Origin of the sequence: Streptomyces sp. NPDC048331, assembly GCF_043201215.1 — a bacterium.
Taxonomy (GTDB): domain Bacteria; phylum Actinomycetota; class Actinomycetes; order Streptomycetales; family Streptomycetaceae; genus Streptomyces.
Genome location: NZ_JBICYT010000019.1, coordinates 88,201 through 112,203, shown reverse-complemented (window position 1 = coordinate 112,203; position 24,003 = coordinate 88,201). Strand labels below are relative to the sequence as shown.

Sequence of the window (24,003 nt, the reverse complement as noted above, 5' to 3'; positions counted from 1 at the left end):
ACCGTTGTCCTAGTCGACCTCGGCCACCGCCTGCGCGAACTGCGCCTCGTACAGCCGGGCGTACGCGCCGCCCGAGGCCAGCAGCTCCTCGTGCGTGCCCTGTTCCACGATCGATCCGCTCTCCATCACCAGGATCACGTCCGCGTCGCGGATCGTGGAGAGCCGGTGCGCGATCACGAAGGACGTACGGCCCCGCGCGAGGCGTGCCATCGCCTTCTGGATCAGCACCTCGGTACGGGTGTCCACCGAGCTCGTCGCCTCGTCGAGCACCAGGATCACCGGCTCCGACAGGAACGCCCGGGCGATGGTGATCAGCTGCTTCTCGCCCGCGCTGACGCCCGCGCCCTCGTCGTCCAGCACGGTGTCGTAGCCGTCCGGCAGGGTGCGGATGAAACGGTCCGCGTGGGCGGCCCGCGCCGCCTCCTCGACCTCGGCGCGCGTGACCGCGCGCGAAGCACCGTAGGCGATGTTCTCAGCGATGGTGCCGCCGAACAGCCAGGTGTCCTGGAGCACCATGCCGATGCCGTCGCGTAGTTCCTCGCGGGTCATCTTCGCGATGTCCACCCCGTCGAGGGCGATCTCCCCGCCCGTGACCTCGTAGAACCGCATCAGCAGATTGACCAGCGTGGTCTTGCCGGCGCCCGTCGGGCCGACGATCGCGACCGTGTGGCCCGGCTCCACCGTGAGCGAGAGGTTCTCGATCAGCGGCTTGTCGGGCTCGTAGCGGAAGGCCACCTTGTCGAAGGTGACCTGACCGCGCAGCTCCTCCGGCCGCTCCGGAACCTCCGCGTCCGGCTCCTGCTCCGGCGCGTCCAGCAGCTCGTACACCCGCTCCGCCGAGGCGACACCGGACTGCACGAGGTTCGCCATCGAGGCGACCTGCGTCAGCGGCATCGAGAACTGCCGCGAGTACTGGATGAAGGCCTGCACATCACCGATCGACAGGGTGCCGGAGGCGACCCGGAGCCCGCCGACGACGGCTATCAGCACGTAGTTGATGTTCGAGATGAAGAACATCACCGGCTGCATGATGCCGCTGACCAGCTGCGCCTTGAAGGAGGCCCGGTACAGCGCCTCGTTCTGCTCGGCGAAGACGGCCGCGGACTCCCGCTGCCGGCCGAAGACCTTGACCACGCTGTGGCCCGAGTACATCTCCTCGATGTGGGCGTTGAGCGCGCCGGTCGCCTTCCACTGCGCCACGAACTGCGGCTGCGACTTCTTGCCGATCTTCGCGGCGACGAAGACCGACAGCGGAACGGTCACCAGCGCGACCAGCGCCAACAGCGGCGAGATCCAGAACATCATCACGAGCACGCCGACGATGGTCAGCAGCGAGTTCAGCAGCTGGCCCATCGTCTGCTGGATCGTCTGGCCGATGTTGTCGATGTCGTTCGTGGCCCGGCTGAGCACCTCGCCGCGCTTCTGCTGGTCGAAGTACGACAGCGGCAGCCGCGACAGCTTCGCCTGGAGCTCCTCGCGCATCCGGTAGACCGTGCCGTTCATGACGTGGTTCGACAGCCTCGTCGCGACCAGCATCAGCAGGCCGGCCAGGGTGAAGACCACCAGCGCCCAGATCGCGACGACCCCGACGGCGCCGAAGTCGATGCCCTGCCCGGGGGTGAAGTCGGTGCCGGCGAGCATGTCGGCCATGCCGTCCTGGCCCCGGGCGCGCAGGCCGTCCAGCGCCTGCTCCTTGGTGATCCCGGCCGGCATCTCACGGCCGACGATCCCCGCGAACACCAGGTCGGTGGCCTCACCGAGGATCTTCGGGCCGACCACCGCGCAGCCGACACTGCCGACGACGGCCGCGACCATGCCCCAGATCTTGGCCCGGTCGTACGCGAGCTGTCGCAGCAGCCGCTTGCCCGAACCCTTGAAGTCCATGGACCGCTGCGCCGGCCCCATCATCATCCGTCCTCCGGGCCCGCTCATGCGGCCTCCGCCTCCGTCAGCTGGGAGAGCACGATCTCCCGGTAGGTCTCGTTGTCGGCCATCAGTTCGTGATGGCGTCCCTCACCCACGACCTGGCCCTCGTCCAGGACGATGATCCGGTCGGCGTCCCGGATCGTGGAGACCCGCTGGGCGACGATGACCACGGTCGCGTCCTCGGTCTCGCGGGCGAGCGCCGCGCGCAGCGCCGCGTCCGTCGCGTAGTCCAGGGCCGAGAACGAGTCGTCGAAGAGGTAGATCTCCGGGCGCTGCACGAGCGCGCGGGCGATGGCCAGACGCTGGCGCTGGCCGCCGGAGACATTGGTTCCGCCCTGGCTGATGGGGGCGTCCAGGCCGCCCTCCAACGCGGAGACGAACTCGGTGGCCTGGGCCACCTCCAGCGCCCGCCAGAGTTCTTCGTCGCTCGCCTCCGGGCGCCCGTAGCGCAGGTTGGAGGCGATGGTCCCGGAGAACAGGTACGGCTTCTGCGGCACCATGCCGACCGTCCTGGCCAGCAGGTCCGGGTCGAGTGCGCGGACGTTCTCCCCGTCGACGAGGACCTCGCCGCCGGTCGCGTCGAAGAGCCGCGGGACCAGGCCCAGCAGCGTGGACTTGCCGCTTCCGGTGGAGCCGATCACCGCCGTGGTCTCACCGGGGCGGGCCACCAGGTCCACCCCGCGCAGCACCGGGGCCTCGGCGCCCGGGTAGCCGAAGTCGGCGCCGCGCAGCTCCAGGAGCCCGCGGCGGGCGAGTTCGCGCACCGGGTCCTTGGGCGGGACCACGCTGGACTCGGTGTCCAGGACCTCCTGGATGCGCTCGCCGCAGACCTCGGCGCGCGGCACCATCATGAACATGAAGGTGGCCATCATCACGGCCATGACGATCTGCATCAGGTAGGCGAGGAAGGCCGTCAACTGGCCGATCTCCATGCCGCCGCTGTCGACGCGCATGGCGCCGAACCAGATCACGGCGACGCTGGAGATGTTCACGACCACGATGACCGTGGGGAACATGTACGCCAGGAGCTTGCCGGCGGCCAGCGAGACGCCGGTCAGGTCGGCGTTGGCCTCCCGGAAGCGGTCCTTCTCGTAGTCGTCGCGGACGAAGGCGCGGATCACCCGGTTGCCGGTGATCTGCTCGCGCAGGACCCGGTTCACGGTGTCCAGGCGCACCTGCATCCGGCGGAACAGCGGCCGCGTCCGGAAGACGATCGCGCCGACGGCGATCCCGAGCACCGGGACCACGGCGAGCAGCACGCCCGACAGCTTCACGTCGAGCGACAGCGCCATGGCGATACCGCCGACGCACATGATCGGGGCCGAGACCATCAGGGTGAAGGTCATCAGCACCAGCATCTGGACCTGCTGGACGTCGTTCGTCGTACGGGTGATCAGCGACGGGGCGCCGAACTGGCCCAGCTCCCGCGCCGAGAAGCTCTGCACGCGGTCGAAGATCGCGGCGCGCAGGTCCCGGCCGAAGGCCGCGGCCGTACGGGCGCCGTAGTAGACGGCTCCGACGTTGCAGACGAGCTGGACGAGGGAGACGCCGAGCATCAGCGCGCCGAAGCGCAGGATGTAGCCGGTGTCGCCGTTGACGACACCGTTGTCGATGATGTCGGCGTTGAGTGTGGGCAGGTAGAGGCTGGCGCTGGTCTGCAGCAGTTGCAGCAGGACCAGCACCGCGATGGGTTTCCGGTACGTACCCAGATGGGTCCGCAGAAGTCGTATGAGCACGCGCAGGCTCCGGTCGGCACGATCGAGGGGGTCGATCCATCTTGGGCCAACCGGCCCTGTGATCCCCACCGGATTTCGCAAAGGCCGGTCAAAAGGACCAGCCCGCCCCGACTCGCGACGTAGGCGGTGTCCGGCAAGACACCCCTAGAACGCCCCGGGGTGGATCTGCTCGCGCGTGGCGATGTACTGCTGGCGGACCCCCTGCCATGCCGGGAACTCCTCGCCCGGCTCGAAGATCTGGGCCGACGGAGCCGGCCAGACCGGCGGGGTGTGCGGGGCCGACGTGCCCTGCGCCACACCGAGCGCCCAGGCGGCCTGGCGCGCCGCGCCCAGCGCCGCGTAGTCGGCCGGCGCCGGTACGACGACCTGCGTGCCGAACAGCCCGGGAGCCGCGGCCTGCACGGCGGGCAGCTCGGCCGCCGCGCCCAGCAGGAACACCCGCCGGATCTCGACCCCGCGGGAGCGCAGCACGTCCAGCGCGTCCACCAGCCCGCACAGCATGCCCTCGAAGGCGGCCCGGGCCAGGTGCTCCGGCTTCATCGAGTCCCGACGCAGCCCGGACAGGGTGCCGGCGGCGTGCGGCAGGTTCGGGGTCCGCTCACCCTCCAGGTACGGCAGGAGTACGAGGCCGTGCGCGCCCGGCGTCGACTTCAGCGCGAGCTCGGACAGCCCCTCCAGATCGGTGCCGAGCAGCTCGGCGGTGCCGCGCAGGGCCCGTACGGCGTTGGAGGTGTTCACCACGGGCAGGTGCATGCCGCCGGCGTCGGCCAGCGAGGTGACCAGCCCGCCCGGCTCCGACACCGCCTCGTGGTGCACCGCCATCACCGACCCGGAGGCACCCAGCGAGACCACCGCGTCGCCGGGGCCCAGCCCCAGCCCGAGCGCGGCGGCCATCGTCTCGCCGGTACCGGCCGAGATCAACAGCCCCTCGGGGGTCGTCCCGGCGGCGTCGGACGGGCCGAGCACCTCGGGCAGCAGCGCCCGGTGGCCCAGCGCCAGCTCGACCAGGTCGGGGCGCCAGGTTCCGGTGGCCGCCGACCAGTAGCCGGTGCCGGAGGCGCCGCCGCGGTCGGTGGTCCGCCGGGCGGGGCGGCCCAGCAGCTGCCAGACGAGCCAGTCGTGCGGGGACATCAGCACGGCGATCCGGCGGGCGGCCTCGGGCTCGTTGCGGGCCAGCCAGGCCAGCTTCGCGATCGGCTGCGCGGAGTGCGGGACCGAGCCCACCGCCTCGACCCAGCGGTGCCGGCCGCCGAAGGCGTCGATGAGGTCGGCGGCCACGACCTGGCCGCGCTTGTCGTTGCCGACGAGGGCGGGACGCACCAGGGCGCCCTGCGGGTCCAGCGGCAGCAGCCCGTGCTGCTGCGCGGAGACTCCTATGGCCTGGACACCTTCGAGGAGCCCGCCGCCGGCGGCCTCGCCGAGCGAGAGCAGCCAGGCCTGCGGGTCGGTCTCGTGCGGATTCGCACCGTCCGGTTCACCCGTGGGCTGCGGATGGGGTGCGTACCCCTGGCGCAGCACGGCGCCGGTCTCGGTGTCACAGACGACGATGCGTGTGAACGCGGAAGAGCTGTCCAGCCCGGCGACTATCCCCATGCGGTGAATTCTGCCGCACGCGGGGCCGGACGCGACCGGTCCGGAGCCCCCGGAACCTCATGGATCCCGCGGGCCCCAGGGGTGTGATGTCGATCAGGTGTTGCTCGTGCCCCAGTCGTCCTCGCCGGCGCCGCCGCCGACCCGGTCGCGCAGGCCCCGTACCCGCCCGGCGAGCGAGTCCGGAACGGCGTCGCCGACCTTCTGGCCCACCGCGGTGAAGGCCTTCCCGGCGAACTCGCGCCCGGTCTGGCCCGCGGTCTCGGCGGCGTTGCGCAGCGCCGGGTTCTGCGCGATCTGGCGGGCGGACTTCCGTAGCTGCTCGTAGCGCTCGCGTCCGGCCCGGGTTCCGAGCACGTACCCGAGGGCCAGTCCGACCACGAACGTGACCTTGTACCGCATGGCTGTCACCCTTCGTCGTGTGGTGCCCGGCCCGCTGTCGATACCGATTGGCGGAGCACCCCCCTGCTTGCGCTAATCTATGACTCGCAACGGGCACTCGCCCCCCGGCAACGCCGGAGGTGGGCTGTTCGATGCACCGCAGCAATCCCCTGTAGCTCAATTGGCAGAGCAGCCGGCTGTTAACCGGCAGGTTACTGGTTCGAGTCCAGTCGGGGGAGCGCGGTCCCCTGTAGCTCAATTGGCAGAGCATTCGGCTGTTAACCGGAGGGTTGCTGGTTCGAGTCCAGCCGGGGGAGCAAGGAAGAAGAAGAGGACCCCGAGGGGTCCTCTTCTTTTCTTTGTGGCCCCGTCCGGGAACCGGACAGCCCTCAGCGCGGTCTCTCTGAACAGGCGAAGCCGATCATGCGAGGCATCCGAGGCAGGAGATCGTATGAGCGGCTATGCTGCGGCAGACGGCGCGCACACGTGTACGCGCCACGCCGTGAAGGGGCGGTAGCTCAGCCGGTTAGAGCAGCGGACTCATAATCCGTCGGCCGTGGGTTCGAGTCCCACCCGCCCCACTGCAAGCCGCAGGTGCAGAAACGATCGCACCTGCGGCTTCGGCGTTTCCGGGGGCGTCCGGTACTGGTCGAAGCAGGTGCAACGGTCCCGCTGGATCGGCCGGCCCTCCGGCCCGGTCCCTTCGGGCCATCGGTTCGCGAACAGGCGGGGCTCAGGCGGTATGGCATCCATCCGCTCACGGTGGGAACCCGGCAGAACGACCGCACCGGGATTCGGTTCGCCGCCGCGGCGTGCGGGGTCCGCCCGGCCCGCCCTCGGTGTCGCGGTGATGGCCGCAGGTGCGGAAGGATCGCACCTGCGGCGTCGACGGACCCAGGGTTCCGCCCGGTCAGAAGTCCTCCGTTTCGTCCGTGAGATGGCGCAGGACGTCCGTCAGGTCCTGGCGGCGGGCGAACGCCACCCGCTGGCGGTGGGCGCCCGAGCCGTCGCGTAGGAGGCCCGCCATGGTCTTGGCGGCGTGGTCGAGGTCGCCGGCGGCGGCCAGTTCCGGGGCGATCAGGTCCAGCAGGGCCTCCGCGAGGTCCGCCGCCGGGAGTTCCGTCCCCGTGTACGGGTCGAGGCCGAAGCCCTCCAAGCCGTCGTGGGCCGCCCGCCAGCGCGCGAGGCGCAGCACGTCGTCCCGTACGGCCGGTTCGGGGCGACGCTCCGCGATCTCGCGCAGCGCCGTGGAGACGAGGGCGCGGGCCAGTTCGGCCTGCAGGATGGCCGAGTCGATGTCCGGGGACATGTCCGGCGCCCGGATCTCGAGCGTCGGCCAGTGCCCGGAGGGGCGGAGGTCCCAATAGACCATCTTGGTGTCCAGGGCCGCCCCGGAGCCGAGCAGGGTCTGCACCGAGCGCCGGAAGTGCGCCGTGGACGTGAAGTGCGGCGGCAGGCCCGCCGAGGGCCAGCCGGACCAGGCCATCGCCCGCCAACTGGCATGACCGGTGTCACGGCCGCCCCAGAACGGCGAGTTGGCGGCCAGCGCGATCAGCGTGGGCAGCCAGGGTCTGATCCGGTTGGACACGGCCACCGCCGTGTCCACGTCGAGCGTGCCGATGTGGATGTGACGGCCGCAGCTGACCAACGTGTCGGTGAGCGCGCCGAAGCGGCGGTGCTGCTCGCGCTGGCGCGGCTCGTCGTCGGTCAGATGCAGCGGCCCCTCCACGGCGACGACCGGCGAGGGGGCGGCCAGCAGCCGGCAGCCGTGGGCGCGGGCGGCCCGGCCGACGGTGCGCCGCAGGGCGGCGAGCTCGACGCGCAGCGAGGCCGCCGAGTGGGCTATCGGGGTGGATATCTCCACCTGGTAGCGGGTGCCCTCGGGGTGGAGCTCGCCGGGCAGCCCGCCGGCCGTCGCCAGGACCAGCGGGGCGGCGGGGACCACCCGGAAGCTGTGGGCGTCGACGAGCAGGTACTCCTCCTCGACACCGACGGTGAGGGGGACGGTGGTGCGCACCGTGTTCTGCGTCGTGCCGGTGCTCGTGGTGCTGTTGCCAGGTTCGATCACTACGCCTCCCTGGACATACGAGTCTTTTCATCATGAGCCGAACACGAGGCGGGGAGCGCACGCCGATTCGGTCAAATGTCCGGTGATAGTGGCGGGTTACCGGCAATACGCCACCCAGGTCGGGAGGCCGGAGCCGCGTGTGGCGACTGTTGCCGGTGTGCGAAGGGGCCGAAAATCCCGGAGGGCGGCGGACGGGCGGTGGTTATCATCCGCTGTGACCCGGACGACCGCCCCACCCCAGCTCTGGCAGCGAATATTCGCCGACCTCACCCCGCTCAACGTGTCCGCCGACTACCGGCGGCTGTGGTTCGGCGGAACCATCTCCTGGGTCGGTCAGGCGATGACCGTCCTGGCGATCTCGCTCCAGGTCTACGACATCACCCGGTCCAGCTTCTCGGTCGGCCTCGTCGGGCTCTTCTCACTCGTCCCGCTCGTCGTCTTCGGCCTCTACGGCGGTGCGATCGCCGACACCGTGGACCGGCGCAAGCTCGGCCTCTACAGCTCGCTGGCGGCTGCCGCGCTGTCGATCGTGCTCGCCGCGGCCGCGCTGCTCGACTACCACCGCGTCTGGTTCCTGTACGCCGTCGTCGCACTCCAGGCGGTCTGCGGGGCGCTCACCGGACCGGCCCGGTCCGCCATGATCCCGAGGCTGCTGCCGGCCGAGCAGTTGCCCGCCGCCAATGCCCTGAACTCCGTGACCATGACCTTCGGGTCGATGGTCGGCCCGGCCCTCGGCGGGTTCATCGTCACCGTCGCGGGCTACGAGACGGCCTACCTGATCGACGCCGTCACCTTCAGCGCCGCGCTCTACGCGATGTGGAAGCTGCCGCCGATGAAGCCCGACCGGGCCGAGGGCGCGCGGGGCCGGGCCTCCGTCCTCGACGGACTGCGCTTCCTCGGGACCCGGCCGAACATCCGGATGACCTTCTTCTCCGACCTGGCCGCCATGGTGCTCGCCCAGCCCAAGGCGCTGTTCCCGGCCATCGCCGTGCTCTGGTACGGCGGCGGCCCCGGAACGGTCGGCCTGCTGGTCGCCGCCATGGCCGCCGGGGCGCTGCTCGGCGGGCTGTTCTCCGGCTGGCAGGGCCGCATCCGCCGGCACGGGCTGGCGATCCTGCTCGCCGTCGCCGGGTGGGGGTTGGCCGTCGCGGCGTTCGGGCTCACCCGGAACCTGTGGCTCGGCATGTTCTTCCTGGCCCTCGCCGGGTACGCGGACACCGCCTCGATGGTGTTCCGCACGACCATGCTCCAGGCCGCCACCCCCGACGACATGCGGGGCCGCTTGCAGGGCGTCTTCATCATCGTCGTCGCGGGCGGGCCCCGGCTCGGCGACTTCCTCGCCGGGACCACCGCCGATCTGATCTCCCCGAGTGTGGCCGTCACGGGCGGCGGGCTGGCCTGCGTACTGGTGCTGGGGCTGCTCGCGCTCCGGTGGCGGAACTTCGCCCGGTACGACGCCCGCTCCCCGCAGGCCTGACGCGCCCCGTCCCTCGGTTACGCGTCCACGGGCTCCCGGGTGCGGTCGCCGCCCGCGGAGCCGGTGTTGGTGGTGCCGGCCGGCTCGAAGAGCAGGATCTGGGCCTCCTCGGCCGCCGCCGGGCAGTGCTCGACCCCGCGCGGGACCACGTACATCTGGCCGGGGCCCAGGACCACGTCGCCGTCGCGCAGGTGGATCGTCAACGTGCCGCCGACCACCAGGAAGAGCTCGTCGGTGTCCTCGTGGGTGTGCCAGATGAACTCGCCCTGGAGTCGGGCGACCTTGACCTCGTAGTCGTTGACGCGGGCGATGCGTCGGGGGGCCCACCGCTCGGAGAAACCGGCCAGCTTCTCGGCGATGTCGATCTTGCGTGTCGTCGTCATGCGGACAGCCTGCCGCCGTGCCCGCGGGCGGTCTTGTACGTTCCTGACATGGCCGCGATACGTCCGCGCAGCACCGTTTCCGCCTGGCAGCCGTCGGTGCCCGGTATCGCCGAGGTCTTCCACGCCCGTTTCACCGAGCACGCGTACCCGGCCCATGTGCACGACACCTGGGCGCTGATGATCCTCGACGGCGGGCGGGTGGACTTCGCCCTCGACGGGGAACGGCACGGCGTCGGGGTGTCCGACCGGGTGATCCTGCTGCCGCCCGGGGTGAGCCACGACGGGCGGACCGTGACCGAGACGGGCTTCCGCAAGCGGGTGCTGTACCTGGAGACCTCGGTGCTCCCGGAGCGGCTGACGGGAGCCGCCGTCGACTCCCCGCTGCTCGCCGACCCCGCGCTCCGCGATCGGGTGCACGGGCTGCACCTGGCCCTCGCGGAGCGGGACCCCTTCGAGGCCCAGTCGCGCCTGGCCTTCGTACAGGAGCGGCTCCATCACCGGCTGGCGGGGCGTACGGCAGACGGGCGGCCGGGGCGGGGTTCGGGGCCGGTGGCGGCGCCGGGCGCGCGGGTCGCCGTACGGCTGCGCGAGCTGCTCGACGCGCGGGTACCCGAGGGGATCTCCCTGGAGGAGGCCGCGGCCGAGCTCGGGTACCCGCATTCCACGCACCTGATCCGGAGCTTCACGGCGGCGTACGGGCTGCCGCCGCACGCGTACCTGACCGCGCGGCGGGTGGCCCTCGCCCGGCGGCTGCTGCTCGCGGGGGTGCGGCCGGCCGAGGCGGCGGTGGCGGCCGGGTTCTACGACCAGGCGCACCTGACACGGCACTTCGGGCGGCATGTCGGGATCAGCCCGGCGCGATTCGCCCGATCCGGCCGGTCGTGGACCGAAGACGCTGGAGGACGACACCGGGGCTGACCGCGTCATGACGGCCGGGTGGAAGATCCGTGGGCTTCGATCCGGCGGTTCTCGCGAGGGCCGGGTCGGCGGACGCCGCGACGGCGCAGCGATCCGGCTCCGGCTCCGGTCCCTGGCGGAGTGAAGGAGCCGGCACCCGTCAGGAGAAGATCGCGTGCACCTGATCGACCGCTTCGGGCCCATAGCCCACCGTGCCCACGGGGACCGCGCCGTCGATCGCCTCGATGACACGCCCGGCCCATACCGGCCCGAAACCCCCGCACAGTTCGATCAGTTGCACGCCCTCACCCACCAGGCGGCGCGCGGCCTCGATGCTCTCCTCGGGCTTCTCCACCCCGACGAACACACTGCGGCACGTACCGGTGTCCACGATGGTGACGTCGCCACCGGCCGCGCTGCCGTCCGCCGTGTAGATGAACCCCCAGTGCGTGAGCGCCATACGTCTCGACCTCCTGTGATCATCAGAGCCACCAGCCAAGCAGAGTGAGGGCGGGAACGGTCTGGATCGGAGACGATCCGTGAGTGATCTGCGCCGCACTCCGGATGCCCGCACCGTCCGAGCACCACGACACGGCCCACCCGCACCTGATCCGAAAGACAGGCCCTATTCGGGGCTCACGATGCCGCGGGCGATGCCCAGGGCGACCAGGTCCTGGGGGCGGATGCGGAGTTGGTCCGCCGTGGCGGGGGCGGCTTCCGGGGGGCGCTTGAGGATGGCCGCCGCCAGTTCCGGGGCGATCACCGAGAAGTAGCTGTCCGGGGTGACCCAGGTGTTCCCGGGAGCGGCCAGGGCGAGGGCGCCGCCCGAGCCGCCCTCGCCGATCAGCAGGGTGGTGACCGGCACGGTGGCCTCGGCCAGCGCCGCGAAGGTGTCGGCGATGGCCGCGCCCGCGCCCGCGTGTTCGGCGGCGGCGTCGTTGGCCGCGCCCGGGGTGTCCACCAGGGTGAGCACCGGGACGCCGAGCCGGTCCGCGAGCCGGATGACGCGGGCGGCCGTACGGTAGCCGGCCGGGCGGGTGGCGGTGCCGCACTGGGCGGCGTAGGCGACGGCGCGGCCCTCGCGCAGCCCGAATCCGCACAGCATGCCGGGGTCGGTGCCGCCCGCCCGGTCCCCGGAGAGGTGCAGCCGGAGTTCGAAGTACGCGTCCAGGTACGCGGTGGCGTGCGGCCGGTCGGGGTGCCGGGCCTGCAGGACGGCGTCCCAGCCGGTCCGCAGTGGCGCTACGTCGGCCAGTGCGGCCGGCGGCTCGACCGGACCGCCGGAGCGGGGCGCGGCGAGGACGCGGAGCCAGTGCGCGAGGGTGCCCGGCAGGTGGGCGGCGGGGACGACCGCGTCCACGTGACCCGCGGCGTACTGGCCCTCGGCGCTGTAGGCCGCGGGGTCCGCGTCCGGCGGCCGCACCCGCGACCCGGCGAAGCCGACCTGGGCCCCGGGGAGCGCGAGGACGACGTCGGCCCCGGCCCCGAGGGTGGCCCAGCCGCCGCCCGTGGTCGGATCGCGCAGGACGGCGAGCTGGGGGAGCCCGGCGGCCCGGGTCAGGACGCACTGGCGGGCCACGCGCTGGAGCTGGGTGAGCGCGAGCATGCCCTCCTGCATCCGGGAGCCGCCGGTGGCGATGAGCGAGACGAGGGGGAGGCGGTGCCGACGGGCATGGGCGTACGCGGCTTCGAGCCGGTCCCCGGTGCGCTGCCCCAGCGAGCCGCCCAGGAAGCCGAACTCGAAGGAGATGACGGTGGCTTCGTGCCCACCCACCCGGGCGGTGCCGGTGACCACGGACTCCTGCTCGCCGGTGCGCTCGGCGGCGCGGGCCCGGGAACCGTCGTAGCCGGTCCACTCCAGGGGGCCGTCGGCGGGGGACACCCGCAGGGGAGCGGGGAGTTCGGTGAAGCTGTCGGGGTCGGTCACGGCGGCGATGGCCTCGCGGGCCGAGAGGCGGGTCGTCACGGGGCACCCCAGGTCGGGTCGGCGGGTCGGCGGGTCGGCGGGTCGGCGGTCGTCGCTCGGCGGTCGTCGATCGGCGGTCGTCGGTCGTCGATCGGCGGTCGTCGGTCGTCGGTCGGCGGTCGTCGAAGTCGTGTACAGGTGACAGTACTTGGACGCGGTGGTGCCGTGGCGGGCCCGGCGCCGGATCCGGACGTCGTCGGTCAGCGTTCGGGGCCGTGCCGCAGGTGGGCCTGTCGGGCCGGGCCCGTCTCGATGCCGTTCTCGTCGAGCGCGTTGGCGATGCGCAGGCGGCCGGCGTCGAAGACGAACTCCACCGCCAGGGTTCCCGCCGCCAGGTCACGGCCCTCCGGCCGCCACTCGATCAGCGCGAGGTCGCGAAGCTGCTGGCCGACGAACGGTTCGAGGCGCGCGTCACGGTGCGACCACTCGGGCGTCAGCCCGGACTCGTCCCAGCCCGTGATCACCTCCGTGGTCACGATGGTGCCCCAGCCGATCGAGAGTTCGTCGAACTTCGTGTGGCAGACCTCGACCCGGGTGCCGTCGAAGTCGAGCACCACCGGGCAGTCCGCGTACCAGTCACCGTCCTCGGCGAACCGCACCAGGGCGAACCCCGTCAGCCGTCGGCCGACGAGCGCGGCCAACCGGGCGCCGTGCGCCTGCCGGACCGCCTCGATCCCGACCAGGAAGGACGGCTCGAAACCGGAGATCCCCATGTCCACGGGACCGAGTCTCGCCGCCGAGGGAGCAGGGGGCAAACCCCCTCGGCCGGGGGCCGGCCGGCCGGCCGGTCACGGGAGCGGGAGGGCGATCTTCACGGCGTACGCGGCGACCAGGCCGTAGCCGAGGCGGAAGGTCCAGACGCGGGCGCGGTCCGGGATCCGGGTCCCGGCGAGGGAGCCGAGTACCACGAGGGCCAGCTGCCAGAGGAGTGAGGCGGCGCCGACGCCGAGGAGGAACGCGGCTCCGGCCGTTCCGGCGCCCAGGGCGGCGCCCTGCGCGGTGGTGAGCGCGGCGAAGTAGAGGGCGGTGGTGGGGTTGAGGGCGGTCAGGCCGACGTACCGGGCGAAGGCCTTCCCGGGCCGCGCCCGCACGAACACGCCCGCCTGCCCGGAGTCGGCCCCTACCCCTACCCGGGCGCCGGGCGCGGCAGTGGGCGCGGTGGCGGCGACCGTGTCCTGGCCCAGGACCGCGCCGGAGCCGGAGCCGGAGTCGGGTCCGGCTCCGGGCCGGCGGGCTCCGGCCAGGCCGTGCGCCGCGATGACCAGCAGGATCACCGCCGAGGCCAGCCGGACCCAGGCCTCCACCGGGGAGATGTGGGAGGCCACCCAGGGCCCCAGCGCGGTGGCGAGGGCCGCGTAGCCGAGGTCGACCGCCGCGATTCCCGCGGCCGCGGCCACGGCCGTGCGGCGGTCGCGCATAGCCTCCTGGAGCAGCAGCACGCTCATCGCCCCCATGGGCATCGCCACGCCGAGGCCCGCGGCCGCGCCCGCCAGCGTCGGAGACATCAGTTCGTTCATGGGGCGAGCGTCGGGCCGGGCCGTCGGGAGATGAGCGCGAATACCGGGCTCGGCTGCGAGAATCGCGGTATGGACCGCCTCGACAGGGAAATCCTCGGCATCCTGCAGCAGGATGCGCGGATCTCGTACCGGGACCTGGGCGTCCGCGTCGGCCTCAGCGCCAACGCCACCGCCGACCGGGTGCGACGGATGCGTCGCGAAGGGGTGATCCGCGGCTTCACCACGATCGTGGACCCGGCCGCCGACACCGCCGGCGGGCTCGTCGTCTTCATCGACGTCACCCTGCGCCAGGACACCACCAACGAGGAGTTCGAGCGGCAGGTCGCCAAGCTCTCCGGGATCACCGAGGTCGTGCACGTGACGGGCGAGCACGACTACCTCGTACGCGCCCGGGCCGCCGATCCCGCCGCCCTCGACGGGCTGCTCCGCCGGATGAAACGGGAGGCGGGGGTGGCCCAGTCCAACACCCGGATCGCGTTGCGCGCGGCCACCCGACCGGATCGGTCCTGAGGAGGAGGTGGCGCCGGGGACGGGGGAGGCGTCCAGTCACCCGGCTGCCGCGTAGCAGTGCACGGTCACCGTCCGCTCCGGGCTCCACCGCTGCTCGACCGTGGCCAACCGCTCCCAGCCCAGGCGCTCGTACAGGGCCACCGCCGAGGCGTCCGAGGCCACGACGTCGAGCACGGGATGCAGACCGCGCTCCCGCGCCTCCCGTACCACCCGGTCCATCAGGAGTGCGCCGATCCCCTGGCCTCGTGCGGCCGGAGCGACGAACAGGCGGCCGACCACGGCCGCCGCGGCAGTGCTCACGCCCTCGCGGCCGCTCCACAGCGCGGGCGCGGCATCGTCGGCCTCGCCGCGGGAGAGGCCGATGTGACCGACGATCCGCCCGTCCAGCTCCGCCACCCAGGCCACGAGCAGCGCCGGCCCGGACAGCCAGCCTTGTGGGTGGTCCGGCCAGTTCACCGGGTAGCCGTTCCGCTCGTGGACCTCGGCGAGCACGCGGACGCACGCGGCGAGGTCGGCTTCCGTCCGGCGCCGGACGAGCCGGACCGGGTCGCCGTCGAGGACCTGAGCACTCTCGCGATTCATCCGATCATGGAAACACGGCCCGCCGATCGGAGGTCCACGACCGGGCGATCCCGATGCCGCCGCGGCGACTACAGTGCCGACTCCCACGTCATCGTCGTGCCCCGCGCACCCGATTCCGTACGGCCGTCGTCCGCCACCGTCAGGCGGACCCGGGACGGGCTCGCGTCCACCTGTACGTCGATGAAGGTGATCTCGCCGCGCCGGTGCGCCGCGGCCAGGGCGCCGCGCAGGGCCCCGAGCAGGTCGACCGCCACCCGATCAGGCAGCAGGGTGTCCACCGCGCCCGTGAAGTGCACCGACGGCTGGAAGCCGAGGACGACCGCCGCGCCGCCCGTCTCACGTAGCACCCGACCCCGGAAGGTCGTCGGGGCGTCGGTCGGCGGCTGCTGGAGGGCGAAGATGGCGGTCCGGACCTCCTGGATGGTGGAGTCCAGCTCGTCCACGGCCCGGCTGAGCTCGTCGCCCACGGTGTCCCCCGACGGGGCGTTCGCGGCCCGCCGCCGGGTGCTCTCCAGCATCATCTCGGTGGCGAAGAGCCGCTGGACCACGAGGTCGTGCAGGTCCCGCGCGATCCGGTCGCGGTCCTCGTACACCGCCAGTTGCTCCCGGTCGTGCTGGGCGTCCGCCAGTACGAGGGCCAGCGCGGCCTGGGAGGCGAACTGCGAGGCGAGCAGCCGGTCCACCGCGTCGTACGCGGGGCCGCCCCGTTCGCGGGGCAGGGCCAGGGTGCCGATCAGCTGGCCGCCGCTCTGCAGCGGGAGCATCATGGACGGCCCGAACCGCTCCCGTACGTGCGTGGTCATCCGGGGATCCGTCGCCGAGTCGTCGATGAAGACGGGCTCGCCGCCCAGGAGTTGTACGAGCACCGGCGAACCGGGGGCGATCGCCGTCCCCAACAGGTCCCCCGGGTCGCCCTGCGTGGAGGCGGCCACGATCTCCATGCCGCCCTCGGGGGTCGGCTGGAGGACGACCCCGGCCGCGGCGTCCGCCAGCAGCCGCGCCCGTTCGGCCACGCACATCAGGGCGTCCGCGGCCGGGCGTCCGGCGAGCAGGGCCGTGGTCACGGCGGCGGCGCCGTCGATCCAGCGCTCCCGGCGGCGCGCGGTCTCGTAGAGCCGGGCGTTGCCGATCGCTATGCCCGCCTGCGAGGCCAGCACGCGGAGCAGGGCGAGGTCCTCGTCCGTGAAGGGGGCGCCGCCCCGCTTCTCGGTGAGGTAGAGGCTGCCGAAGACCTCCGTGTGCACCCGGATCGGCACACCCAGGAGGCCGTGCATGGGTGGGTGGCCCGGCGGGAAGCCGGTGGCCCGCGGGTCCTGGGTGACGTCGTCCAGGAGCAGCGGGCGCGGATCGCTGACGAGGGCTCCGAGGACGCCGGAGCGCGCGTCCGGCAGGTGCGGGATCGCGGCGCGCTCCTGCTCGGTGAGTCCTGCCGTGAACAGCTGGGTCAGCAGGACGCGCTCGGGGTCGACGACCCCGAGCGCTCCGTACCGGGCCGAGCACAGCTCGGTCGCCGAGTCCACGATGTGTTGGAGGGTGGCGTGCAGTTCGAGCTCGGACCCGACGTCGAGGACGGCTTCCAGCAGCACCGGAAGGCTCGCCGTCTCCTCGTCGGGCTCCGCGCTCTCCTTGTCGGACCGGCTGGACCGGCTGGACCGGTCGGGCCGGTGGGACCGGTCCAGCCGGTCGGGCCTGTCGGCTTCCCTCGGTTCCTGGGACCTCATTCGGCCAGCGGGTTGAGGACCATCGGGGCGATCTTCCCTTCGAGCATCGCGCCGAGACCGAGCACGGCGCACACGTCCGGCCGTTCCGCGATGGCGACGGGCATTCCGGTGGCGTCCCGCAGCATCTGGTCCAGGCCCGGCAGCAGGGCGCTGCCGCCCACCATCATGATCCCCCGGTCCGTCAGATCGGCGACCAGGTCCGGCGGGCAGTCCCGCAGCACCTTGCCGATGCCGTCGAGAACGGCGGTCAGCGGGGTGTAGATGGCGTCCCGGACGGCGGCGGTGTCGACCTGCACGGAGCGGGCGAGGCCGGTGGCCACGTCGCGGCCGTGGATCAGGGTGGAGGCGGGGCCGCCGACGGTGAGGCCGTTGCCGTGGAGGGCAAGTTGCAGCGGCCGGACGGCCTGGCTGGGCAGCATCAGCTCGTGCGCGTGGCGCAGGTGCTGGACGACCGCGTGGTCGATGGCCTCGCCGCCGACCGGGATCCGCTGGGCGGTGACGATGGAGCCCAGGGAGAGGACGGCCACCTGGGTGGCCGCGGCCCCGCACACCATGATCATCGTCGCGGTCGGCTGCTCCACGGGGAGTCCGCAGCCGACGGCCGCCGCGATCAGGGTGTCGACCAGTTCGACACGCCGGGCGCCGAGTCCGACGAGGGTCTCCACGGTGGCCCGCTGGGCGAGCGGGTCCGCGTCGTGCGGGGTGCAGGCGGCGGCCCGCAGTCGCGGCTTGCGCCGCAGGGCGCGCCGCAGTTTCTCGCCGAGGAGGTGACGCAGCATCCGCTGGGCCATCTCGATGTCGACGACGGTGCCGCCGGAGACGGGGCGGACGACCCGGATGTAGTCGGGTGTGCGGCCGGTCATCCGTTCGGCGAAGGAGCCGACGGCGATGAGTGCGCCGGTGCGCGTGTTGACCGCGGCGACGCTGGGTTCGTCGACCACGAGGCCGGCGCCCTTGACGTACACGCGGGTCCTTGCCGCCCCCAGGTCGACGGCGACGTGGCAGCGGCGCAACTGCTCAAGACTGACGGTCACGGCAGATCCTCCCGAGAGCGCTGACGCAAGAGGACCGACGGAAATGTCGGTCACTTTTCATATCATCGCGGGCAATTCGGTCTCGTGCCCCGTTGAGATGCTCCGGCCGGGGGGTGCGTCGCGGCTGCATGGGGGTGGATTTCTGTACCGACAGGCAGCACCATGCCCGCACCGCACGCGCTACTCACGCGTAACAAGGTAAAGGGGACCCGATGCTGACGGCCCGACAGAGATCGCAGGCACTCCCGCCGGTCCCGGCGCTCCTGACCCTGCCGGTGCTCCTGGCGCTCCTGACGCTGTGCCTCGCGCTGCCGGCGGCCTCCCCGGCCCGGGCCGCCACCGCCCAGGCCCCCTCCGCCGGGGTCGCCCCCCGCAACCCGGTGGTCCTCGTGCACGGCTACAACGCCGATCCGGGTGTCTGGGGAGCCCTGCGCGCGGACCTGCGCGCCGCCGGGTACACCGACGCGGAGCTCTTCTCCTTCGGGTACGACACCCATCGGTCGGTCAACGAGGTCCTCGCCGGGCGGCTCGCCGCCTACGTCGACCAGGTCCGCCGGGAGACCGGCGCCGCCGAGGTCGACCTCGTCTCGCACTCCTTCGGTTCGCTGGTCAGCCGCTGGTACGTGAAGTTCGGCGGCGGCGCGGACGTCGTCGACCACTGGGTCTCGCTCGCCGGACCCAACCGCGGCACCTCCACCGCCTGGGCCTGCGCGTTGTGGGACCAGGCGTGCCGGGACATGACCCCCGGGTCGTACGTGGTGAAGAACCTGAACAGCGGTGACGAGACCCCCGGCGCGGTGAAGTACGCGACCTTCTGGTCGAACTGCGACGAGATCGTCAACCCGGACGACAGCGTCCCGCTGACCGGAGCCGCCAACACGCCGGTCGGCTGCCTGAAACACAACGACCTGCTCGGCGACGACACCACCTCGACCGGAGTCCGGGCCTTCCTCGGCAGCTAGGGCCTGATCCGAGGACAGGCCCTCAAGCCTGGGTGCCTTCCAGGGAGAACCGCTGGAGCAGGCCGTAGGTGAACTCCGCCACGCAGGGCCGCCCGCCCGCGGCGAAGGCCAGTCGCCAACGGGTCGGCGCGGTGCCCTCCATCGGTCGGACCGGGGCGAAGGCCCGCGCCACCTCGTCCACCGTCGCCGACCAGGGCCGCAGGTCGTCCGGCGACTCCAGTACCGGGCCCCGCGCCCCCGGGGCGCGGACCAGCCACTCGTTCCACACCGCCCCGTCCGGCGCGGCCAGCACCTCGAAGCGCAGGTCCGGCCAGAGCGGCAGCGCCCACAGCAGGGCCTCGCACTCCAGATCGCCGATCGTGCGGTGCTCGGCGGACTCCGGCGGGCCGAGCACCGAGCGGTAGCGGGCCAGGGCCCCGCGGGAGCGGGGTGACCGGACCATCGCCTGCCAGCGTTTGTTCGCCTCCCGCTGGTCCGCGAGCGAGGCGCCCAGCCTGCGGCGGGCCTCGTCGGCGAGGTCCGGCTGGAAGTCGGCCATCCGCCGCAACAGCACCAACTGGAATCCGCTCGGCCCGAAAGATGTCATGCCGGAAACGATTCCACACAGGATCCTTACGTTCTCGGGATCCGGATGTTGCCGCAGACCACGTAGCCTGCGGGCGCCATGAACTACTGCCACGCATGCCGGAGGCACCTCAACGGCGCACTGGCGTGCGCCGGATGCGGAACCCCCGCCGAGTACCTGATACCCGCCGCGTCCGGCGCCGCGCCGCCTGCCGCGCCCGTTGCCGAGACGCCGTACTCCGGACCTCCGCCGGCACTGGCCGAGGTCTTCGCCGACTCGCTCGTCGTGCTGTCCGAGCCGAACGAGCGGCGCCCCGGCGCCCGCCGCCGGGCCACGCACCGGCGCCGCCGTCGCACCGTGCTGTCGCTCTCGCTCGGCCTGCTGATCGCGGTCGGGGGCTCGATGGCGGTGGCCCGGATGGCCACCGACGCGGAACGCACCGACCGGGCCTCGAACGTGGTGCTGACCGACGACGGTCCGCAGCAGCCCGCCCCGGTGCCCGACGGGCCGACGGCCGGCGCGCCGAAGGGGCCCTCGAAGGTCACGGCGAAGGCCACCGTCGCGGCTACGAGGACGGCTGGGGCCGCGGCGCCTTCCGGGGACGTCACGCAGCCGGGACCGACCTCGTCCGCCCCCGCGCCCGAGACATCGGGCCCGGCCTCCCGCACTCCCGGCCCGGGGTCGACCGTACGGGGAACCGCGTCCGGGAAGCCCTCGCCCAGCGCTTCCACGAGCACGCAGGCCCCGCCGCCGCCCCCGCCGTCCCCGACGCCGACCCCCTCGCCTACCAAGGACTGCTGGATCTTCTGCGGCTGGTTCTAGGCCGTTCTGAGCCCAGTTCCGAGCCGTTCAGGCCGTCGGCGCCGTCGGCGCCGTCGGCGCCGCCGGTACCGCCGTGGCTCCGGCGTACGCGGGCGGAGCGGTGGCGTACGGGCCCTGCGCGGCCATGGTGTTCTGCAGGGCCGTCAGCCTGCGGACGAAGAGGACGGCGAGCACGGCCGCGGCGACCATGAGCAGGTCGGAGCCGATGCCCACGCCGGCGGCGGCCGCCATCTCGCCGGGGCTCTCGGCGCCCGTGTAGAGCAGGCTGCTGAAGCGGCCGACGATCGACGCGCCGACCCAGGCCACCCACCAGGCCGTGAGGGGGGCGGCGGAGACCCTGACGGGGGAGCCGTCCGGATTCAGCTGGGTGCTGGCCCGCCAGATCTGCCGTGCGGTGACGAAGGGCATGAACAGGTGGGCGACGGGGATGAACCACCAGCCGACGGCCCAGCCGCGTGCCAGGGTGAAGGCGGGGGCCGCGAAGATCTCGCCGTTGACGCGGACGCGGTGGAACCACACGAGGAAGACGACGGCGGTGGCGAGGTACGCCAGCAGCTGGAGGAGTCCCGCGAGGCCGGTCAGGATGTCCGACAGGTCGGTCGTGGCGCTGGAGACCCGCGTGGGGTCCGCGTCCACATCGTTCATCACCGACAGGGTGAAGGCGTTGGCGCCGACCGAGAGCAGGTTGATCCCGCCCGTCACGCCCAGCAGGACGGTGGTCGCGGTCGCGAGGCCCTGCGGGGATCGGAGGACGTCGCCGGGCCGACGGTGCGGCTGAGGCTGAGGCGCCTGAGGCGGTGGTCCGGGTGCGTTGAAGGACATGACGGTGTACCCCCCACGGGAACGTGTGACATGAAAAAGCCGCCGGTCAGCCCTGTGACGGGCCCGGCGCGCAGGCGGCTGAACCTATGCCGGCCCCGGACCCGCGTCCAGGGCTTTCTTCCGCGGGGGAGGCCCTTCGTCAGGCCAGCATGCGCCGGAGGAGGTCCCGCAGGACCGTCCGCTCCTCGTCGGACAGCCCGGCCAGCGGTTCGCGGGCGAAGTCCAGCGACTCGCGCAGCCGCTCCGCGGTCAGCGTGCCCTCCTCCGTGGGGGCGGCCAGCTTCACCCGGCGGTCGGCCGGGTCCGGGCGGCGTTCGACCAGCCCGCGGGTCTCCAGGCGGTCGACGATGCCGGTCACGTTGGAGGGCTCGCACCGCAGCTTCAGCGCGATGCGCCGCATCGGCATCGGCTCCAGGGAGAGCATGTTCAGCACCTTGGCCTGGGCGCCGGTGAGCTGGTGGCTGGCGGCCGCGTGCTCGTACTCCGTGTGGTACCGGGCCACGACGTCGCCGATGAGCTCGACGACTTCGATGGTCACTGGGTCTACGCGACGACTGGGCATGGAACCAGCGTACCCATTTACTTGACAACATGAAATATCTAGGCGCATGGTTGTTTCACCTAGTGAAGCAATTTCGTTCTGACCAGGAGCGCAGCATGTCTCAGATCCCCGCCGTCAGCCGCGAGTGGCACCTCGTCCGTCGCCCGCAGGGCTGGCCCGTCGCCGAGGACTTCGCCCTGCGCGAGGTACCCGTGTCCGCCGAGCCCGCCGCCGGCCGGATCCTCGTGCGCAACCTGTACATGTCCGTGGACCCCTACATGCGTGGCCGGATGAACGACGTGAAGTCGTACATCCCGCCCTTCCAGCTGGACGAGCCGATGCAGGGCGGCGCGGTCGGCGAGATCGTCGCCTCCTCCGCCGAGGGCTTCGCCGTCGGCGAGCACGTCCTGCACCCCTTCGGCTGGCGCGAGTACGCGGACCTCGACGCCGCGCACGCCGTCAAGGTGGACGCCTCGCTCGCCCCGCTCTCCGCCTACCTCGGCGTGCTCGGCATGCCGGGCCTGACCGCCTACGCCGGACTCTTCGAGGTCGCCTCCTTCAAGGAGGGCGACTCGGTCTTCGTCTCCGGCGCCGCCGGTGCCGTCGGCAGCCTCGTCGGCCAGTTCGCCAAGATCAAGGGCGCCTCCCGGGTGATCGGCTCCGCCGGTTCGGACGAGAAGGTGACGCTCCTCACGGAGAAGTACGGCTTCGACGCCGCCTTCAACTACAAGAACGGTCCCGTCGCCGAGCAGCTGCCGGCCGCCGCCCCCGAGGGCATCGACGTCTACTTCGACAACGTCGGCGGTGACCACCTGGAGGCCGCCATCTCCTCGATGAAGGTGAACGGTCGGGCCACCCTCTGCGGTGCGATCGCCGGCTACAACGACACCGAGGCCGCCCCCGGTCCGCGCAACCTGATGCAGGTCATCGGCAAGCGCCTGCGCCTGCAGGGCATCCTCGTCAACGACCACAACCACCTGCAGCAGCAGTTCGTCCAGGACGTCGCCGGCTGGCTGCGTTCCGGCGAGCTGCGCTACGACGAGACGGTCGTCGAGGGCGTCGAGAACGCCACCTCCGCCTTCCTCGGCATGCTGCGCGGTGAGAACACCGGAAAGATGATCGTTTCTTTCACCGGTTAGGCTCACTGCACACCGTCGTGATCGTGGGCGCGACTCACGGCGATTACCAGGAGGATTTTCCTTTATGTCCATCCAGCAGTCCGACGTCGCCTACACCGCTGTCGCCACCGCCGAGAACGGCCGTGACGGTCGCGTCGCCACCAACGACGGTCAGCTCGACGTCGTCGTGAACCCGCCGAAGGAGCTCGGTGGCAGCGGCGCCGGCACCAACCCGGAGCAGCTGTTCGCCGCCGGCTACAGCGCCTGCTTCCAGGGCGCCCTGGGCGTCGTCGCGAAGAACGTGAACGCCGACATCTCCGGCTCCACGGTCACCGCCGAGGTCGGCATCGGCAAGAACGACGAGGGCTTCGGTCTGATCGTCAAGATCTCCGCCGTGATCCCGAACGTGGACGCCGCCACCGCCAAGGACCTCATCGAGAAGGCCCACCAGGTCTGCCCGTACTCGAAGGCCACCCGCGGCAACATCACCGTCGAGCTCGCCGTCTGATCCGGCGCTCGCAGCGCGAAGGCCGCACCCCGACCGGGGTGCGGCCTTCGCCGTAAACTGGCCCCATGCGTGATCTTGCGGGGGGCTTCCGGTATCTGCTGGCCGGACAGCGATGGGTGTTCGGCCACGGCCGCTGGCTGGGCTTCGGGCTGCTGCCCGGGCTCGTGGCGTTCGTCCTCTACGTCGGCGCCCTGATCGGGCTCGGCTACGGAGCCGACGACCTGACGGCCTGGGCCACCCCCTTCGCCGACGACTGGTCCTCGCCCTGGCTCTCGTTCTTCCGGGGCTTCCTGACCGCCCTGCTCTTCGGACTCGGGCTCTTCCTCGCGGTGATCACCTTCACCGCCGTGACCCTGCTGATCGGCCAGCCCTTCTACGAGTCCCTCTCGGAGCAGGTCGACCGCAGCGAGGGCGGCGAGGTGCCGCGGTCGGGGCTCCCGCTCTGGCTGGAGCTGTGGATCTCGGCCCGGGACAGCGTGAAGGTGCTCCTGCGGGTGCTGCTGTACGGGATCCTGCTCTTCGCCCTCGGGTTCGTCCCGGTGATCGGCCAGACGGTGATCCCGGTGCTCGGCTTCTGCGTCTCCGGCTACTTCCTGACCCAGGAGCTCACCGCCGTCGCCCTGCAGCGGCGCAAGGTGGAGCTGCCCGACCGGCTGGAGCTGATGCGGTCGCGGCGGCTGCTCGTGCTGGGCTTCGGGGTGCCGCTGGTGCTGGCGTTCCTGGTGCCGCTGGTCGCGGTGTTCCTGATGCCGGGCGCGGTGGCCGGGGCCACGCTGATGGCCCGGGACCTCATGCGGACCGACGAGGCTCCGGCCGCCGAAACCACCCCCGCGGGCTTCGGACCGCCGCCGCCCGCGTACTCGTAGCCGCAGGCCCG

24 protein-coding genes and 3 tRNA genes are annotated in these 24,003 nt (G+C 72.3%); 11 read left to right on the top strand and 16 right to left on the bottom strand.

Going from position 1 to position 24,003, the window contains the following annotated elements; translation table 11 throughout:
• Positions 1-9 precede the first annotated feature (9 nt).
• The 4 genes from ACGFYY_RS25850 to ACGFYY_RS25835 form a co-directional block, all read right to left on the bottom strand.
• On the bottom strand, positions 10-1,932 hold the full coding sequence (locus ACGFYY_RS25850) for an ABC transporter ATP-binding protein (protein WP_365266566.1): 1,923 nt from the start codon (positions 1,930-1,932) through the stop codon (positions 10-12).
• Entirely contained in the window at positions 1,929-3,662 is a 1,734-nt protein-coding gene (locus ACGFYY_RS25845; protein WP_393712801.1) for an ABC transporter ATP-binding protein, read from the bottom strand. The genes ACGFYY_RS25850 and ACGFYY_RS25845 overlap by 4 nt, the downstream gene beginning before the upstream one ends.
• Before the next feature lie 144 nt (positions 3,663-3,806).
• On the bottom strand, positions 3,807-5,255 hold the full coding sequence (locus ACGFYY_RS25840; protein WP_393712799.1) for an FGGY family carbohydrate kinase: 1,449 nt from the start codon (positions 5,253-5,255) through the stop codon (positions 3,807-3,809).
• 93 nt (positions 5,256-5,348) lie between these two features.
• The gene (locus tag ACGFYY_RS25835; protein WP_393712797.1) at positions 5,349-5,654 is read right to left on the bottom strand and encodes a YtxH domain-containing protein; all 306 of its coding nucleotides are present in this window, start codon (positions 5,652-5,654) and stop codon (positions 5,349-5,351) included.
• 145 nt (positions 5,655-5,799) lie between these two features.
• Between ACGFYY_RS25835 and ACGFYY_RS25830 the strand changes: the two genes are divergently transcribed.
• From ACGFYY_RS25830 to ACGFYY_RS25820, 3 genes are all read left to right on the top strand, one after another.
• Positions 5,800-5,872: transfer RNA gene (locus tag ACGFYY_RS25830), tRNA-Asn, on the top strand.
• Positions 5,873-5,877: 5 nt separating this feature from the next.
• Positions 5,878-5,950 (top strand) — tRNA-Asn (locus ACGFYY_RS25825).
• Positions 5,951-6,140: 190 nt separating this feature from the next.
• A tRNA-Ile gene (locus tag ACGFYY_RS25820) sits at positions 6,141-6,214 on the top strand.
• 329 nt (positions 6,215-6,543) lie between these two features.
• Here ACGFYY_RS25820 and ACGFYY_RS25815 read toward each other — a convergent pair.
• A complete protein-coding gene (locus ACGFYY_RS25815) occupies positions 6,544-7,701 on the bottom strand; it encodes a glutamate--cysteine ligase (protein WP_365266549.1) in 1,158 nt (385 codons plus the stop codon).
• A gap of 214 nt (positions 7,702-7,915) precedes the next feature.
• Here ACGFYY_RS25815 and ACGFYY_RS25810 point away from each other — a divergent pair, with 214 nt between their 5' ends.
• A complete protein-coding gene (locus ACGFYY_RS25810) occupies positions 7,916-9,178 on the top strand; it encodes an MFS transporter (RefSeq protein ID WP_393712795.1) in 1,263 nt (420 codons plus the stop codon).
• A gap of 17 nt (positions 9,179-9,195) precedes the next feature.
• Here the strand turns inward: ACGFYY_RS25810 and ACGFYY_RS25805 are convergent, their stop codons facing one another.
• Positions 9,196-9,561 carry a cupin domain-containing protein gene (locus ACGFYY_RS25805; protein WP_393712792.1) on the bottom strand — a complete coding sequence of 122 codons (366 nt, stop codon included), beginning with the start codon at positions 9,559-9,561 and terminating at the stop codon, positions 9,196-9,198.
• A gap of 48 nt (positions 9,562-9,609) precedes the next feature.
• On the opposite strand from ACGFYY_RS25805, the gene ACGFYY_RS25800 reads away from it, so the two are divergent.
• A complete protein-coding gene (locus ACGFYY_RS25800; protein WP_393712790.1) occupies positions 9,610-10,479 on the top strand; it encodes an AraC family transcriptional regulator in 870 nt (289 codons plus the stop codon).
• A gap of 139 nt (positions 10,480-10,618) precedes the next feature.
• Here ACGFYY_RS25800 and ACGFYY_RS25795 read toward each other — a convergent pair whose 3' ends face one another.
• From ACGFYY_RS25795 to ACGFYY_RS25780, 4 genes are all read right to left on the bottom strand, one after another.
• A complete protein-coding gene (locus ACGFYY_RS25795; RefSeq protein WP_393712788.1) occupies positions 10,619-10,918 on the bottom strand; it encodes a DUF6506 family protein in 300 nt (99 codons plus the stop codon).
• A 165-nt stretch (positions 10,919-11,083) separates the two neighbouring features.
• A complete protein-coding gene (locus ACGFYY_RS25790) occupies positions 11,084-12,424 on the bottom strand; it encodes a carboxyl transferase domain-containing protein (RefSeq protein WP_393712786.1) in 1,341 nt (446 codons plus the stop codon).
• Positions 12,425-12,624: 200 nt separating this feature from the next.
• Complete coding sequence (locus ACGFYY_RS25785) at positions 12,625-13,137, bottom strand: hypothetical protein (RefSeq protein ID WP_393712878.1); 513 nt, start codon at positions 13,135-13,137, stop codon at positions 12,625-12,627.
• A gap of 75 nt (positions 13,138-13,212) precedes the next feature.
• Positions 13,213-13,941 carry a LysE family transporter gene (locus tag ACGFYY_RS25780; protein ID WP_393712783.1) on the bottom strand — a complete coding sequence of 243 codons (729 nt, stop codon included), beginning with the start codon at positions 13,939-13,941 and terminating at the stop codon, positions 13,213-13,215.
• Between the two features lie 69 nt (positions 13,942-14,010).
• Between ACGFYY_RS25780 and ACGFYY_RS25775 the strand changes: the two genes are divergently transcribed.
• Positions 14,011-14,451, top strand: a complete 441-nt coding sequence (locus ACGFYY_RS25775) for an Lrp/AsnC family transcriptional regulator (protein WP_365266531.1) — start codon at positions 14,011-14,013, stop codon at positions 14,449-14,451.
• A 36-nt stretch (positions 14,452-14,487) separates the two neighbouring features.
• Here the strand turns inward: ACGFYY_RS25775 and ACGFYY_RS25770 are convergent, their stop codons facing one another.
• The 3 genes from ACGFYY_RS25770 to ACGFYY_RS25760 form a co-directional block, all read right to left on the bottom strand.
• Positions 14,488-15,033, bottom strand: coding sequence for a GNAT family N-acetyltransferase (locus ACGFYY_RS25770; protein WP_393712780.1), 546 nt, complete (start codon positions 15,031-15,033; stop codon positions 14,488-14,490).
• A gap of 68 nt (positions 15,034-15,101) precedes the next feature.
• Positions 15,102-16,754: a GAF domain-containing protein gene (locus tag ACGFYY_RS25765; protein WP_393712778.1), complete on the bottom strand. Its 1,653-nt coding sequence runs from the start codon at positions 16,752-16,754 to the stop codon at positions 15,102-15,104.
• Positions 16,751-17,788, bottom strand: coding sequence for a rod shape-determining protein (locus ACGFYY_RS25760; RefSeq protein ID WP_030757608.1), 1,038 nt, complete (start codon positions 17,786-17,788; stop codon positions 16,751-16,753). Before ACGFYY_RS25760 ends, ACGFYY_RS25765 begins: the two co-directional genes overlap by 4 nt.
• A gap of 212 nt (positions 17,789-18,000) precedes the next feature.
• Between ACGFYY_RS25760 and ACGFYY_RS25755 the strand changes: the two genes are divergently transcribed.
• On the top strand, positions 18,001-18,750 hold the full coding sequence (locus ACGFYY_RS25755; protein WP_393712775.1) for an esterase/lipase family protein: 750 nt from the start codon (positions 18,001-18,003) through the stop codon (positions 18,748-18,750).
• Between the two features lie 22 nt (positions 18,751-18,772).
• Here ACGFYY_RS25755 and ACGFYY_RS25750 read toward each other — a convergent pair whose 3' ends face one another.
• Positions 18,773-19,336: a hypothetical protein gene (locus ACGFYY_RS25750; protein WP_365266519.1), complete on the bottom strand. Its 564-nt coding sequence runs from the start codon at positions 19,334-19,336 to the stop codon at positions 18,773-18,775.
• Between the two features lie 78 nt (positions 19,337-19,414).
• On the opposite strand from ACGFYY_RS25750, the gene ACGFYY_RS25745 reads away from it, so the two are divergent.
• On the top strand, positions 19,415-20,137 hold the full coding sequence (locus tag ACGFYY_RS25745; protein ID WP_393712772.1) for a hypothetical protein: 723 nt from the start codon (positions 19,415-19,417) through the stop codon (positions 20,135-20,137).
• A 27-nt stretch (positions 20,138-20,164) separates the two neighbouring features.
• On the opposite strand, the gene ACGFYY_RS25740 is transcribed toward ACGFYY_RS25745, so the two are convergent.
• Together ACGFYY_RS25740 and ACGFYY_RS25735 are read right to left on the bottom strand one after the other, a co-directional pair.
• Positions 20,165-20,959 (bottom strand): DUF4328 domain-containing protein, encoded by a 795-nt coding sequence (locus ACGFYY_RS25740; protein WP_393712770.1) that lies wholly within the window; start codon positions 20,957-20,959, stop codon positions 20,165-20,167.
• Positions 20,960-21,098: 139 nt separating this feature from the next.
• Positions 21,099-21,521 carry a MarR family transcriptional regulator gene (locus tag ACGFYY_RS25735; protein WP_365266511.1) on the bottom strand — a complete coding sequence of 141 codons (423 nt, stop codon included), beginning with the start codon at positions 21,519-21,521 and terminating at the stop codon, positions 21,099-21,101.
• 95 nt (positions 21,522-21,616) lie between these two features.
• Between ACGFYY_RS25735 and ACGFYY_RS25730 the strand changes: the two genes are divergently transcribed.
• From ACGFYY_RS25730 to ACGFYY_RS25720, 3 genes are all read left to right on the top strand, one after another.
• Complete coding sequence (locus ACGFYY_RS25730) at positions 21,617-22,639, top strand: NADP-dependent oxidoreductase (RefSeq protein ID WP_365266508.1); 1,023 nt, start codon at positions 21,617-21,619, stop codon at positions 22,637-22,639.
• Between the two features lie 64 nt (positions 22,640-22,703).
• Positions 22,704-23,126: an organic hydroperoxide resistance protein gene (locus tag ACGFYY_RS25725; RefSeq protein WP_030757623.1), complete on the top strand. Its 423-nt coding sequence runs from the start codon at positions 22,704-22,706 to the stop codon at positions 23,124-23,126.
• 65 nt (positions 23,127-23,191) lie between these two features.
• Positions 23,192-23,992, top strand: a complete 801-nt coding sequence (locus ACGFYY_RS25720; protein ID WP_393712767.1) for an EI24 domain-containing protein — start codon at positions 23,192-23,194, stop codon at positions 23,990-23,992.
• Positions 23,993-24,003: the final 11 nt, after the last annotated feature.